The organism is Methylobacterium sp. B1 (assembly GCF_000333255.1).
GTDB lineage: Bacteria > Pseudomonadota > Alphaproteobacteria > Rhizobiales > Beijerinckiaceae > Methylobacterium > Methylobacterium fujisawaense.
Genome location: NZ_BACT01000608.1, coordinates 1 through 11,995, shown reverse-complemented (window position 1 = coordinate 11,995; position 11,995 = coordinate 1). Strand labels below are relative to the sequence as shown.

At 70.2% G+C, this 11,995-nt stretch carries 17 protein-coding genes; 7 read left to right on the top strand and 10 right to left on the bottom strand.

Annotation, left to right across the window (positions count from 1 at the left end; translation table 11 throughout):
* Both I53_RS17975 and I53_RS17970 read left to right on the top strand, forming a co-directional pair.
* A partial coding sequence (locus I53_RS17975; protein WP_043353117.1) for a GNVR domain-containing protein occupies positions 1 to 753 on the top strand: 753 nt, incomplete at its 5' end.
* 10 nt (positions 754 to 763) lie between these two features.
* A complete protein-coding gene (locus I53_RS17970) occupies positions 764 to 1,609 on the top strand; it encodes a WecB/TagA/CpsF family glycosyltransferase (RefSeq protein WP_236961732.1) in 846 nt (281 codons plus the stop codon).
* Positions 1,610 to 1,611: 2 nt separating this feature from the next.
* On the opposite strand, the gene I53_RS17965 is transcribed toward I53_RS17970, so the two are convergent.
* The 5 genes from I53_RS17965 to I53_RS17945 all read right to left on the bottom strand — a co-directional run bounded on the left by I53_RS17965 (position 1,612) and on the right by I53_RS17945 (position 5,436).
* Positions 1,612 to 2,187 (bottom strand): NUDIX hydrolase, encoded by a 576-nt coding sequence (locus tag I53_RS17965; RefSeq protein WP_043353113.1) that lies wholly within the window; start codon positions 2,185 to 2,187, stop codon positions 1,612 to 1,614.
* A 38-nt stretch (positions 2,188 to 2,225) separates the two neighbouring features.
* Positions 2,226 to 2,483, bottom strand: a complete 258-nt coding sequence (locus I53_RS17960; protein ID WP_043353112.1) for a sulfurtransferase TusA family protein — start codon at positions 2,481 to 2,483, stop codon at positions 2,226 to 2,228.
* 93 nt (positions 2,484 to 2,576) lie between these two features.
* Positions 2,577 to 2,924 (bottom strand): hypothetical protein, encoded by a 348-nt coding sequence (locus I53_RS17955; RefSeq protein WP_043353110.1) that lies wholly within the window; start codon positions 2,922 to 2,924, stop codon positions 2,577 to 2,579.
* A 97-nt stretch (positions 2,925 to 3,021) separates the two neighbouring features.
* Positions 3,022 to 4,389, bottom strand: a complete 1,368-nt coding sequence (locus I53_RS17950; RefSeq protein WP_043353108.1) for a glutamate--cysteine ligase — start codon at positions 4,387 to 4,389, stop codon at positions 3,022 to 3,024.
* 294 nt (positions 4,390 to 4,683) lie between these two features.
* On the bottom strand, positions 4,684 to 5,436 hold the full coding sequence (locus I53_RS17945; RefSeq protein WP_043353106.1) for a 16S rRNA (uracil(1498)-N(3))-methyltransferase: 753 nt from the start codon (positions 5,434 to 5,436) through the stop codon (positions 4,684 to 4,686).
* Between the two features lie 220 nt (positions 5,437 to 5,656).
* On the opposite strand from I53_RS17945, the gene I53_RS17940 reads away from it, so the two are divergent.
* Together I53_RS17940 and ubiA are read left to right on the top strand one after the other, a co-directional pair.
* Positions 5,657 to 6,136, top strand: coding sequence for a hypothetical protein (locus I53_RS17940; RefSeq protein ID WP_043353104.1), 480 nt, complete (start codon positions 5,657 to 5,659; stop codon positions 6,134 to 6,136).
* A gap of 88 nt (positions 6,137 to 6,224) precedes the next feature.
* Entirely contained in the window at positions 6,225 to 7,172 is a 948-nt protein-coding gene (gene ubiA, locus I53_RS17935; RefSeq protein WP_043353102.1) for a 4-hydroxybenzoate octaprenyltransferase, read from the top strand.
* A 15-nt stretch (positions 7,173 to 7,187) separates the two neighbouring features.
* On the opposite strand, the gene I53_RS17930 is transcribed toward ubiA, so the two are convergent.
* Positions 7,188 to 7,643 carry a DUF6101 family protein gene (locus tag I53_RS17930; RefSeq protein WP_043353101.1) on the bottom strand — a complete coding sequence of 152 codons (456 nt, stop codon included), beginning with the start codon at positions 7,641 to 7,643 and terminating at the stop codon, positions 7,188 to 7,190.
* Between the two features lie 421 nt (positions 7,644 to 8,064).
* On the opposite strand from I53_RS17930, the gene I53_RS17925 reads away from it, so the two are divergent.
* Entirely contained in the window at positions 8,065 to 8,880 is an 816-nt protein-coding gene (locus I53_RS17925; protein ID WP_043353099.1) for a 3'(2'),5'-bisphosphate nucleotidase CysQ, read from the top strand.
* Between the two features lie 35 nt (positions 8,881 to 8,915).
* On the opposite strand, the gene I53_RS17920 is transcribed toward I53_RS17925, so the two are convergent.
* Both I53_RS17920 and I53_RS17915 read right to left on the bottom strand, forming a co-directional pair.
* Entirely contained in the window at positions 8,916 to 9,152 is a 237-nt protein-coding gene (locus tag I53_RS17920) for a hypothetical protein (RefSeq protein WP_043353097.1), read from the bottom strand.
* A 217-nt stretch (positions 9,153 to 9,369) separates the two neighbouring features.
* Positions 9,370 to 9,579, bottom strand: a complete 210-nt coding sequence (locus I53_RS17915) for a cold-shock protein (RefSeq protein WP_010682786.1) — start codon at positions 9,577 to 9,579, stop codon at positions 9,370 to 9,372.
* Between the two features lie 317 nt (positions 9,580 to 9,896).
* Between I53_RS17915 and I53_RS17910 the strand changes: the two genes are divergently transcribed.
* Positions 9,897 to 10,286, top strand: coding sequence for a hypothetical protein (locus tag I53_RS17910; RefSeq protein ID WP_043353095.1), 390 nt, complete (start codon positions 9,897 to 9,899; stop codon positions 10,284 to 10,286).
* A 7-nt stretch (positions 10,287 to 10,293) separates the two neighbouring features.
* Here the strand turns inward: I53_RS17910 and I53_RS17905 are convergent, their stop codons facing one another.
* Positions 10,294 to 10,497 carry a hypothetical protein gene (locus I53_RS17905; RefSeq protein WP_043353093.1) on the bottom strand — a complete coding sequence of 68 codons (204 nt, stop codon included), beginning with the start codon at positions 10,495 to 10,497 and terminating at the stop codon, positions 10,294 to 10,296.
* A gap of 166 nt (positions 10,498 to 10,663) precedes the next feature.
* On the opposite strand from I53_RS17905, the gene I53_RS17900 reads away from it, so the two are divergent.
* Positions 10,664 to 11,242, top strand: coding sequence for a type 1 glutamine amidotransferase domain-containing protein (locus I53_RS17900; RefSeq protein WP_043353091.1), 579 nt, complete (start codon positions 10,664 to 10,666; stop codon positions 11,240 to 11,242).
* Positions 11,243 to 11,278: 36 nt separating this feature from the next.
* Here the strand turns inward: I53_RS17900 and I53_RS17895 are convergent.
* Positions 11,279 to 11,995, bottom strand: a 717-nt coding sequence (locus tag I53_RS17895; protein ID WP_043353090.1) for a calcineurin-like phosphoesterase C-terminal domain-containing protein, incomplete at its 5' end; no start/stop codon positions are given.

Below are 11,995 nucleotides of genomic sequence, written 5' to 3'. Positions count from 1 at the left end.
GATCACAAGCTCGTGGCGGCCAGCGCCCGCCTGCTCACCGACCAGCAGCTCGGCGACCTCAATCAGCAGCTCGTCACCGCCTCGATCAAGACCGCCGAGGCGAAGTCGCGCCTCGATCAGGCGCGCCGGATGCGCTCGTCGGATCCCAGCACCGCTTTGCCGGAGATGCTGCAATCCCTGGAGATGCAGGCTCTGCGGCAGCAATACGCCACGCTGTCCCGCAACACCGCGGAGCTCGCCACCCGCCTCGGCGAACGCCACCCGGCCATGGCCGAGCAATACGCCCAGCAGCGCGACCTGCAGCGCCTGATCCAGCGCGAGAAGGAGCGGATCATCGAGACGACCCAGAAGGATTACGACCGCGCCGCCGCGAGCGAGGCGGCGATCCGGACGAATCTCGACCGGGTGAAGACCGAGACGGCGAGCAGCGACCGGGCCTATGTCGGCCTGCGCGAACTGGAGCGGACTCTTGAGGCCCGCCGCGGCATCTACGAGGCCTACCTGAAGCGCGCCCGCGAGGCGAGCGAGCAGGAGCGGCTCAACACCACCAACGTCCGCATCATCTCGGCCGCGACACCCGCGCGCCAGCGGACCTTCCCGCCGTCGCCCAAGATCGTCCTGCCGGTGGCCCTGATCCTCGGCCTGCTGCTCGGCGGCGGCATCGCCCTGCTCCTCGGCGCCGACAGCGACCGTCGCCGCACCCTGCGCGCCGCCACTCGGCCGGCGACCAGCTTCCGGGCCGCCGATGCGTGACATCGGAGAGATGAGCCTCTACCTCGGCGCCATGGATCCGGTCCGCGGGGAAGCACACACGGTGAGCGGCCCCGCCTGCGCGGCGTCCGGGTCGCCGCAGGCGGAGGCGACCGTCGAACTCTTCGGATACCAGTTTCACACCGGACCCGTCGCGGCCCTCGTGGCCGCCGTCGCGGCCCGGCGAGACGGCCGGCCCCGGATGATCGTCACGGCGAATGTCGATCATGTCGTCCAGCTCAGCGAGAATGCCCCCTTTCGCGAGGCCTACGCGCGTGCTGCGGCCAGGACCCTCGACGGGATGCCGCTGGTCTGGCTGGCCCGGAGGGCCTGTCGCCGGCCCGTGCACCGGATCACCGGGCACGATCTCCTCGGCTGCGTCCTCGCCGATCCGCCGGCCTTCGCGCAGCGGGTCTTCTTCGTCTCCGCCCGCAAGGATGCGGCGGACGCCCTGGCCCTTCGCCTGCAGACGGCGGGCCTTCCGGCCGGCGCCGTAGCCAGCGCAGTCCCGCCCTTCGGCTTCGAGCACGATGCGGCCTACAGCCGCGCGCTGGCGGAGCGGATCCGCGCCCACGGTACGACACTGCTGGTGATGGGTGTGGGCGCGCCCAAATCCGAGATCTGGGTGGATCGGCACGGCCAGACGCTCGGTGAACCGGTGGTGTTCTGCGTCGGCGACGCCCTGAACGTCGCGGCCGGGTTCCTGCCGCGCGCGCCCCAGCTGATGCAGCGTCTCGGCCTCGAATGGATCTACCGGTTCCTGCAGGCGCCGCGGCGGCTGTTCCGCCGCTACTTCATCAAGTCCTGGCGCTTCATCGGCCTCGCGATGCGGGAGCAGATGGGGCGGCGCGCCGGCTGATCTCAGCGCGTCGCCTCGAAGAGGTCCGGCCGCCGCAATTGGAGCGCGAACAGCAGCGTCAGCGATTTCATATCGGTGATCGTGCCGCGGCGGCCCATGGCGGCCAGCTCCGGCAGCGGGATCTCATGCACCGCCACGGCCTCGCCCTCCGCGGCGAGGCCGCCGCCGCTTCCGGTCCGGTCGGCCTCGCCGTAGGCGGCGAGGAACAGGTCCATCCGCTCCGTGGAGATGCCCGGCATCGACCAGGCGCTGGCGACGAAGTCGAGCGACCCCAGGCGCAACCCCGTCTCCTCCAGGGCCTCGCGCCGTGCCTCGTCCTCCGAGGCGCCCTCGTCGAGGAGGCCGGCCGGGACCTCGATATGGCTCGGCGGTCCCCCCGAGTAGAGGACCGGCGCCCGGAACTGCGAGACCAGCGTGGCGACCCGCCGCTCCGGATCGTAAGGCAGCACCGCGACCGCCCGGCCGTGATCCTCCATCTCCCGCGTGAGGCGGGTTCCGTCCTCCTGCATCACCTCGGCCACGAGGTAGCGCGCCCAACCGTCGTGCACGAGGCGCACGCCCCCGATCCGCGGTGCCATACCGATCCTGCCTTGCCCCTGGAAGGCTCACGGATCGTTCAGGAATGCGGCGGCCTTGCGGACACGGTGATGCGGAAGCGCAGGCGTTCCGCGCGCCGCTCGACAGCGTCGAGGCGCGCGCCCTCCTCCCGCACGAGATTCGGGATGTCGAGGGCAGCCAGCGGATCCGTGCACGTCACCACCAGCGTGCGGCCGGCAGGAAGGCTTCGCAGGGCCTTGCGCGTGCGCAGGACCGGGAGGGGGCATTTCAGCCCGCTGAGGTCGAGATCGACGCAATCCGGATCTTCGTCCCGCACGCCGCAAGCTCCCGAACCGGCGCAGCGACCGGCAGAGCGACCGGCACCCGGCGCGTCATAGGCATCGCCGGCCCGCGAAGCCAGCGGATCCGCTCACCATTCGTAATAACCGAAGGCAGGCCCGTAATAGCTGTCTGGTGCAGACCAGACATAGCGTGGACCGGAATAGCCGTAGTCGAAGCCGTGGCTCGGCACCAGCGCGTAGGCATAGCCGTAACCGAAGGGTGCGGGATAACCGTACTCGCCATAGTAGCTGTATTGCGGACGCCCACGGGCCGCCACGGTTCCGGCAATGCGTCCGCCCGCCCCGTAATGCCAGCGGCCGGGGCCCGGCGCCGGGCCTGGAACCTCGAACCGTGCCAGATCGGCCGCCTGACCTGCGCCCCCGCTCGCCGGCAAGGAAGCCATCGCCAGAAGGATGACGGCGGTGACACGGGTCATGGTACGATCCTCCAGCGGCAAAACGCCCTGCTGGAACGTTCCAATAGCACGCTCTGGACGTGATTCGCGCCCGGTGCGTCGGTCGATCAGAGAGGCGTCAGAAGACGCATTCGGCGAAGGCCGGCCGCACGCAGGCGCCCCAGCGGCCCTCGTAATCGGCGAGCAGATCCTCTGCCCGCGTCCGGCCGGCCGCGACGATGGCCTCGAGAGGCTGCAGGTAGATGGTCTCGTCCCGCCCCTCGGCGTCGCGGCGGCCCCGTGCCCGCAGACCCGACCGGGCGATCGCCAGGGCCTCGGCGGCGACCGCGCCGAGGGTGGTGTTGGCCACCGGAGTCGCGAGCCCGAGGCGCGGTGCGGTGGCCCGCGCAGCCTCGCGATTGGCCGGGCTCCACCCCTTCACGAGGTCGAGGGCCGCGTCGAGGGCCGCCTCGTCGTAGAGGAGGCCCGCCCAGAAAGCGGCCTGGGCGGCGATCATGCCGGAATCGCCGACATCGGCGCCGCGCATCTCCAGGAAACGCTTCAGCCGGACCTCGGGGAAGGCGGTGGAGGCGTGATTGGCCCAGTCCGAAACCGTCGCGAACTCTCCGGGCAGCTGCGGCAGCTTGCCGGCCATCAGGTCACGGAACGAGGCGCCCGACACGTCGTGGTAGGTGTCGCCCCGCTTGACGAAGTACATCGGCATGTCGAGCAGCCAGTCGACATAGGCCTCGTAACCGAACCCGGCATCGAAGGCGAAGGGCAGCATCCCCGTCCGATCGGCATCGGTGTCGCGCCAGATCTCGGACCGGCGCGACAGGAAGCCGTTCGGCCGGCCGTCGGTGAAGGGGGAGTTGGCGAAGAGCGCGGTGGCCACCGGCTGCAGCGCCAGGGATGCGCGCATCTTGCGCACCATGTCGCCCTCGGAGGCGAAATCCAGATTCACCTGCACCGTGGCGGTGCGCAGCATCATGTCGAGGCCGAGCGATCCGACCTTCGGCATGTAACCGGCCATGATCCGGTATCGGCTCTTGGGCATGACCGGGGTCTCGTCCCGGCGCCATTTCGGACTCATGCCCAGCGTCAGGAAACCGATTCCCAGGGGATCGGCCACCCGCTTCGTGGCGGCGAGATGCGTGGCGAGTTCCGCGGCGGTGGCGTGCACGTCGGGCAGCGCGGCGCCGGACAGCTCGAACTGGCCACCGGGCTCGATCGAGATCGCACCGCCCGCCTCCGCCGACAGGCCGATGATGTTGCCGAGATCGACAATCGGCTCCCAGCCCGTCTCGCCGGCAAGGCCCTCCAGAAGGGCCCGGATGCCGCGATCCCCGTCATAGGGGACGGGCGCCCGGCTCTCCCGGTAGAACGGGATCTTCTCGTGCTCGGTGCCGATCGCGAAGCGGGCGCGCGGCTTCTCGCCCGCCGCGAACCATTCGATCAGTTCGGCGCGCGTGGTGAGCGGCGTGGTGTCGTTGCTGTCGCGCGCCATGCGCTGCCTGCCCGTGCGTCTGACTTATGCCTTGGAACGGGCGCGCCGAACTGCTTCGGCGGATCCACCCGGTATCGACCCGCTCTCGCGAGCGGGCTCCGGGCGGACACCCGCCCCCGACCCCGATGAGCCCGCGGCGCAGGCGGCGTCCGTTCCGGGACATAATCGAGCCGCCGGGAACCCACAACGCGGCGGCCTCGGCCGGCGCGCCGCTTCACGTCCGATCCGGGGAAACAATCGTCCGGGCTGACGCCTTCATGTGCGCGGGCACACATGGATCGGGCCGGGCTGCCTTCAGCGCGCGTCGCCGAGGACCGCCTGCACCAGGGCCAGCACGGCGACCGCGGCCGTGTCGGCCCGCAGGATGCGCGGTCCCAGGGAGAGCGCGACGGTGTTCGGCCGCGCCCGGATCAGCGCACGCTCCTCCTCCGAGAAGCCGCCCTCCGGACCGACCAGCACGGCGAGCGGTGGCGGGACCTGCGGATCGGCGGCCGCCCGCAGCGCCTGCACGGGATCGCGCACCGGCGCGTCCTCGTCGCAGAACGCCAGGAGCCGCTCGGGGGCGAGCCCCGCCAGGGCCGGGGCGAGACGCTCGGGGTCGGGACAATCGGGAATCGTCAGGATGCCGCATTGCTCGGCCGCCTCGACGGCATTGGCCCGCAACCGGTCCATGTTGATTCGGTCGCCCTGCGTGTACCGGGTGATGACCGGGCGGATCGTCCCGGCGCCCATCTCGACCGCCTTCTGCGCGAGGTAGTCCAGGCGCGCGCTCTTCAGCGGGGCGAAGAGATAATGCAGGTCGGCCGGCTTCGTCTGGGCGCGCGTCCGCGCGGCGACGTGGAGGTCGGCGCCCTTGCGCCCGGTCTGGACCAGATGCGCGCGCCACTCGCCGTCGCGTCCATTGAAGACCAGGACCGGATCATCCGGCCCCCGGCGCAGCACGTTGAGCAGGTAGTTGGCCTGGGCGCGATCGAGGGGGAGAATCACGCCCGCGGCGAGATCGGCCGCGACGTGAAGGCGCGGGGCGGTGAAGTCATAGGCCGGCATGGCGGCGTGGTCGCGCGGGGCGGCGAGCCTGTCAACGCGGGGCGCGCGCCCGAAAGTGTTGCCGAATGGTTACGAGCCCCGGTTTTCGGCAGCCAGTCCACCGGTGCATGGCGCAGCCGGTTTGCCGCTCGATTGACGCCACAATCCTATGGCGAACCCAGGGGAACGGAAGAAAGCCGGCCGCTCGCGGATTCGGCAGGGGCGTCGAGGGAGTCTCGGAATGGCGAAGGGGAGTCTGAAGCTGGGGGCGGCGGTGCTGGTCGGCACCGTCGTGTTCGGTACCGCCGCGTTCGCGCAGAGCGCGGCACCGGAATGCGGCGCCATCCAGAAGACCCTGGCCGAGCGCAAGGCACTGGTCGGCCGCGCCAATGCGGCGTCGCAGTCCAAGAAGAAGATGACCCCGCAGGAGGCCTGCGCCCTGTTCGGGAAGCTCCAGGCCAACGGCACCGAGGGCATCAAGTGGATCGCCGCCAACAAGGAATGGTGCTCGATCCCGGATTCCTTCGCGGAAGGCTTCAAGGCCGACCACGTGAAGGTCAGCGGCATCCGCACCAAGATCTGCAGCGTCGCCGCTCAGGCGACCAAGATGGAGGCGCAGGCCCGCGCCCAGGCCCAGGCCCAGGCCGGCGGCGGTGGCGGCGGCCTGCTCGGCGGACCGGGCTTGACCGGCAGCTTCAAGCTGCCGCAGGGCGCTCTGTAAGATCGTCTGAGAGGATCACGGATCCGGCGCGGGTCCCCCCTCTGCAGCGATGGGGGACGCACGTGTGGCACGACCGGAGATCCGACCGATGAACGGGACGGCGCTTGACGACGGGCGGCCAGCCGATGCCGTCTCCGGTCACTGGGTCGACCGGCTGGCGCCCCGTTCCTGGCGTCCATACCTGCGCCTCGCCCGGATCGATCGGCCGATCGGCTGGTGGCTCCTCCTCCTGCCCTGCTGGTGGTCGGCCGCCCTGGCGGCGATCGCCGCGGATCAGGCCTTTCCCGATCCCTGGCACTGCCTCCTGTTCCTGATCGGCGCGGTGGCGATGCGCGGGGCGGGCTCGACCTACAACGACATCGCCGACCGAGACCTCGACGCGCAGGTCGAGCGCACGCGCCTGCGCCCCCTGCCCTCCGGTCAGGTCCGTCCGCGCCATGCTGCCCTTTTCCTGGTGATCCAGGCCCTGATCGGGCTGGCCGTCCTGCTGCAGTTCAACGCCGAGGCGGTGATCATCGGCCTCTGCTCGCTGCTGCCGGTGGCGATCTACCCGTTCATGAAACGGGTCATGCCCATGCCGCAGGCAGTTCTGGGCCTGGCCTTCGCCTGGGGAGCGCTGATGGGCTGGGCCGCCGTGTTCGCCCGCCTCGATCCGCCGGCGCTGCTGCTTTACGCGGGCGCCCTGTGCTGGATCATCGGATACGACACGATCTACGCGGTGCAGGATATCGAGGACGACGAGATCGCGGGGATCCGCTCGTCAGCGCGCCTGTTCGGCCGGCATGTGCGTCTCGCCGTCGGGCTCTGCTACGCGCTGGCGGCTGCCTTCGTAATGCTGGCGGCGCGCGGGGCCGGTGCGGGATTCGTCGGGTATCTGGGCGTCGCGGCCTTCGCCGGGCACCTCGCCTGGCAGGTCCTGTCGCTGCGGGAACGCGATGGGCGCGGGGCTCTGGCGCTGTTCCGGTCGAACCGGGATGCCGGTCTGCTTCTGTTCGTCGGCCTCACCGCCGACCTCGTGCTGCGCAATCTCGTCTAAGAGCGGTCGGCGCCCTCAGGTGCGGGCGATGATCTCGTTCTCGCCGCGGAAGATCTGCGGACGCGCCGGCAGCCGGCCGGTCTTGCGGCGGGCCAGGAACCGCGGGCGGCGGCGGCCGAGGCCTGCATGACGGCGGCGAACCCGGACCTGGCCGAGAATCAGCCGGCCGATCTGCTGCGAGACCGGGACCAGGAGGCCATCCTCGCGGACGATCATCCGCGTCAGTCCGGCCCGCGCCGCGATGTCGCGCCACACGGCGACGACGTCGTCCTCCTCGAAGCTGCCGAGACGCTGGAGCACGTCGCCTTCGGCATCCACCAGGATCAGGCTGAACCGGTCGGCCCCGGTGATCTCCGCATCCTCGGTGGCATAGGCGAGCGCGATCCCGACGGCGCGGCGCGCACCCGCGGCGCGACCGATCACCGGAAGCGGCGAAGCGATGAAACGGGGCGCGGTGTCGGCACCGTGCATCGGGTGTCCTGCGTGGCTTTTGTCCGTGGCCGGGGAAGTGTTCATCAGTCCGAGTCCCTGGAGCAAGTGGCGGTCCCTGTCGGGCCGTCCGTTATGCCAAGCAAAATCGCACCCGAACTCCTCCGCACCGCTTAAGAGCCGTCGTTAAGCGAATCTGGACAGCGCTGTCATTTGCGGAATGCTCAATGCTTCCTTGAATGCTCAACATTTCCTTGCCCAGACCGGTCGTTATCGAACGATCAACCAGCATCCTTGTGGCGCTGCGGGAGGCGCCGTACAACGAGGCGACCGGGCGCGCGATCCTCCGTGCCGGGTCTTCTCAGCCCGAGCGGGTGAGCCCAGGCGGGCCCGGACGTCCGCGTCACCGGACGGACGGGACAGCAAGGCCCTCGCGGGCCGCACGGATTCCACGCGGAGCGCGATGCCCGACTCTCTCACCGACGATGCCGTATCCGCCCTCATGCCGGAGCTGCGCGCCGTGATGCGCGAGGCGGCCGACATCGCGCGGCCGTTCTTCAGGCTCGGCGGTCAGACTTCGGCCCGCATCTGGTCCAAGGCCGGCGGCTCGCCGGTGACGGAGGCGGATGTCGCGGTGGATGCCTTCCTGAAGGTGCGCCTGAGCGCCCTCGTGCCGCGCGCCGCGTGGCTGTCGGAGGAGACGGCCGACGACCCGGCCCGCCTCGGCCACGACCTCGTCTGGATCGTCGATCCGATCGACGGGACGCGGGCCTTCCTGTCGGGCCATCCGGATTGGTCGATCGCGGTTGCGCTCCTGTCGGGCGGCGAACCGCTGATCGGGTTCGTGCACGCGCCGGTGGGCAACGCCGATTACGAGGCGGTGCGCGGTCGCGGCGCGACGCGGAACGGCGAACCGATCCGCGTCGATGCACGGCAGCACCTGACGGGCGCCCGCATCACCGGCCCGAAGCCGATGCTCGACCGTCTGACCCGCGGCGCCGGTACGGAACCGGATTTCGAGGTGATCGCGCGGATCCCGTCTCTCGCCCTGCGGCTCGCCCGCGTGGCGGACGGAACGGTCGATATCGGGATGATTTCCGGCAATGCCCGCGATTGGGACCTTGCCGCCGCCGACCTCGTCCTGCGTGAGGCAGGGGGCGTGGTCTGCGATTTCGGGGGGGCGGCGACGCTCTACAACCGCCCCGACCCGGTGCACGGCGAGCTGCTCGCGGCACCGGTCGGCCTGCGCGACCCCGTCCTGTCCGCCTGGGACGTCTGAGGACGAGGCCCTGCGCAGACCGGCGGTCCGGCCTTTCAGGCCGCCGCCGCCTCGCGAAGCTTCACCGCGCCGGGCGCGAGCCCGAGGCGCTCGGCGAGATGCCAATGCAGCTCGCGCGGGGAATGGTAATTGTAGGATCGGTCGATCAGGTCGCTGACATCGACCCCGGTCTGCTCCGCGGTCTTGGCCCGGGCCAGCTTGCCCACCCGGAAGGTCGGCGCATCGGTCACGGGGGAACGGACGCCGCGGCGCCGTGTAAACTCGAACAACATCTGTGTCTTTTCTTCTCTGGACCGAACGTTGGCTCCGTCCGGCGTCGTTTCTGGGATATTGCCTCCGACGCGACCCGGACCGGGCGATCTTGCCCGGAATGGCAGCGTCGGAAGGGGGAACCGCTTCGGGCGGCCGCTTCGCGCGTCATGCGCGCCTTTCACCTGTACCGGCTGGCGCAAGGAAAGCCGCGTGAGGCGCCTTCAAATCCTGCGACGGTCAGGCCGCCTGCAGGTTGCCGGCGGCGTCCTTGCCGCTACGCTTGTCCGTGAGGATCTCGTAAGTGATCCGCTGGCCTTCGATCAGGTTGCGCATCCCGGCGCGCTCGACTGCCGAGATGTGGACGAACACGTCCTTGCCGCCATCGTCGGGCTGGATGAAACCGTAGCCCTTGGTCTCATTGAACCACTTTACAGTGCCGGTATTCACGTAGTGTACCTCGTTCGTCCATAGGCCATCCGCGCGGCACGAGGGCCGCGTGATGCACCACGGTCTTTCTGGATTTGGCCAGTGCGGCGGGGCGCGAGTCGCTGAACCTTGAGCAGCGTCAGCCTCGGTGGAAAAGCCCCCCGAGGACGTATTTAAGCGCAGGCTGCGGCCGCAACAAGGCATGAGCGGCGTATCATCTGCGTCGCAGGCCGGGATCGGGAGGCGGCCGAGAGGCCCCGCCCCCTGTGATTCCGGGCGTTCACGATGCATATACGGAATGCGCTCAAGCAGTTAAGGCGCGTGGCTCTGGACGATACATGGCAGGCATCTCGGTCTCGCTGGACGGTGCGAACATCCAGCTGTCCTTCCAGAAGGACGATCAGGCGACGGCAGTGGTGATGGATGCCCGCGCCGCCCGGGCGCTGGTGCGCGCCGTCGGGCAACTTCTGACGGCGATCGACGACACGGACGAGCCCGACATGGCCGACGAGATGGGCGACGAAGAGGTCGCCATGCTCGACGTGACGTCGTCCGCGATCGAGATCGGCACCGATGACGAAGGCCAGGCCGTGGTCGCCCTCCAGGCCGGCGCGCTACCGCCCTTCCAGCTTCGCCTCACGGACGAAGAGGCCCGCCACGTGGTGACGAGCCTCTCCGAAATCCTCAGCGCGCCGCGCGACGTGCGAACCTCGCACGGCGGTCACTGACAGCATTTCACATGCGGGTGCCGGGATCGGTCGGCGTGCCCGGGAAGACGTCGGGTTCGGAGCCCGGGCCGCCGGGCTCTCCGATCCCCGGATCGTTCACCGGATAAGGCGTGCGCGGACCGGTCGGACCGATATCGGGCTCCTCATCGGGCGCCGGCGGGGGCGGCGGCAGGTCGCCGGGCGTGGGCTCGGGAAGACCGGGATTGGCCATGACGCGACTCCTGGCGGTTGGGATGGTGACCAACGGGTCGCCCTCGCGGGAGTTCCGTTGACCGCACCGACATCCGGTTTGGGACGCGACCGGGCGGCCGAGGGCCGCAGGAACAGGACGAACGACCCTCCGTTAGCCGGGCAGATCCCCAAAGAGGACACCCGCCATGCCCGACATCCGCCAAGCCAAGATCCTGATCCTCGCCACCGACGGCTTCGAGGAGAGCGAATTGACCGTCCCGCAGGCCAAGCTGGCCCAGGCCGGCGCCGCCGTGACCGTCGCCGCCCCGCAATCGCGCCAGAGCAAGGGTACGATCCGCGGCTGGGACAAGACCGACTGGGGCAAGGAGGTCGCGGTCGATACCGATCTGGAGCAGGTCGATCCCGCATCCTATGACGCCCTGGTCCTGCCGGGTGGTCAGATCAACCCGGACAAGCTCCGGCTGGAGCCCCGGGCGCTCGACGTGATCAGGAGCTTCCTCACATCCGGCAAGGTCGTAGCCGCGATCTGCCACGCCCCGTGGCTGCTGATCGAGACCGGCGCGGCCAAGGGCCGCGATCTGACCTCGTTCAGCTCGATCCGGACCGACGTGATCAATGCCGGCGGCCGCTGGCACGACAAGGAAGTCGTGACCGATCACGGCATCGTCACGAGCCGCAACCCGGGCGATCTCGACGCCTTCTGCGCGAAGGTCATCGAGGAGATCCAGGAGGGTGGCCACGGCGCCCGCCAGCTGGCGGCGTGACCCGCACGGGCGCCGCCGAGCACGCGGCGCCCGGATTCAGCCGCGGCTGCGCTCGCCGGTGACTTCCAGCACCGTGCAGCCGCGGATCGGGCGGCCGTACTCGTCCGTCCCCTCCACGATCACCCGGTGGGCCCCCGGGGCGAGATCGTCCGGAAGCCGCGCCGTCCAGATATGGGTCGAGGGCGTCGCCTTCACCCAGCTCTTCTTGGTCTCCGGGTAGCGCTCGTAGAGCTCGGTGACGAACGGGTCGAGGCGGCGGGTGCGCGCCATCGGCCGGGCCTGCGCCTCGCCGATCCGGAACGCGAGGTGCGTACGCGGGCCGCCGTCGAACACGTTCACCACCAGGGTCGTGTCGGGGAGCGCGTCCTGCGGCACCGGCGGCCGGAGACCCTGCACGGGCCGGGTCCAGCGCACCACCTCCGGCGCGCCGGCCCGCAACTCGCTTTCGAACAGGATCCGCATGGTCTCGTCCGGCTGACCCTGCGCGGCGACGTAGCGCGACGTGTAGTCGGCGCGGCGGATCGACAGGACGTGGAACCCGTTCGGCGTGCCGTCGCGGCTGTCGGCTGAGGGGATGCCGGTGCGGGCGTCGGGACCGCTCCACCACGAGCCCGAGACGGCGGTCAGCACGTGATGGTGGTGCCCGTCGGCGAGGTAATGGTGCTCGGTCGTGTGGGTATGGCCGGCGAGGCTCAGAACCTTGCGGCCGGCGAGCAGCTCGAGGAGCGCGGCGCGGTCGGTGGTGGTGTTGCG

What these genes read in the sequence shown, in the direction of transcription:
- I53_RS17970 (WP_236961732.1), top strand. Translation starts at nt 764, where the DNA reads ATGAGCCTCTACCTCGGCGCCATGGATCCGGTCCGCGGGGAAGCACAC.
- I53_RS17965 (WP_043353113.1), bottom strand. Translation starts at nt 2,187, where the DNA reads ATGGCACCGCGGATCGGGGGCGTGCGCCTCGTGCACGACGGTTGGGCG.
- I53_RS17955 (WP_043353110.1), bottom strand. Translation starts at nt 2,924, where the DNA reads ATGACCCGTGTCACCGCCGTCATCCTTCTGGCGATGGCTTCCTTGCCG.
- I53_RS17950 (WP_043353108.1), bottom strand. Translation starts at nt 4,389, where the DNA reads ATGGCGCGCGACAGCAACGACACCACGCCGCTCACCACGCGCGCCGAA.
- I53_RS17945 (WP_043353106.1), bottom strand. Translation starts at nt 5,436, where the DNA reads ATGCCGGCCTATGACTTCACCGCCCCGCGCCTTCACGTCGCGGCCGAT.
- I53_RS17940 (WP_043353104.1), top strand. Translation starts at nt 5,657, where the DNA reads ATGGCGAAGGGGAGTCTGAAGCTGGGGGCGGCGGTGCTGGTCGGCACC.
- ubiA (WP_043353102.1), top strand. Translation starts at nt 6,225, where the DNA reads ATGAACGGGACGGCGCTTGACGACGGGCGGCCAGCCGATGCCGTCTCC.
- I53_RS17930 (WP_043353101.1), bottom strand. Translation starts at nt 7,643, where the DNA reads ATGCACGGTGCCGACACCGCGCCCCGTTTCATCGCTTCGCCGCTTCCG.
- I53_RS17925 (WP_043353099.1), top strand. Translation starts at nt 8,065, where the DNA reads ATGCCCGACTCTCTCACCGACGATGCCGTATCCGCCCTCATGCCGGAG.
- I53_RS17920 (WP_043353097.1), bottom strand. Translation starts at nt 9,152, where the DNA reads ATGTTGTTCGAGTTTACACGGCGCCGCGGCGTCCGTTCCCCCGTGACC.
- I53_RS17910 (WP_043353095.1), top strand. Translation starts at nt 9,897, where the DNA reads ATGGCAGGCATCTCGGTCTCGCTGGACGGTGCGAACATCCAGCTGTCC.
- I53_RS17905 (WP_043353093.1), bottom strand. Translation starts at nt 10,497, where the DNA reads ATGGCCAATCCCGGTCTTCCCGAGCCCACGCCCGGCGACCTGCCGCCG.
- I53_RS17900 (WP_043353091.1), top strand. Translation starts at nt 10,664, where the DNA reads ATGCCCGACATCCGCCAAGCCAAGATCCTGATCCTCGCCACCGACGGC.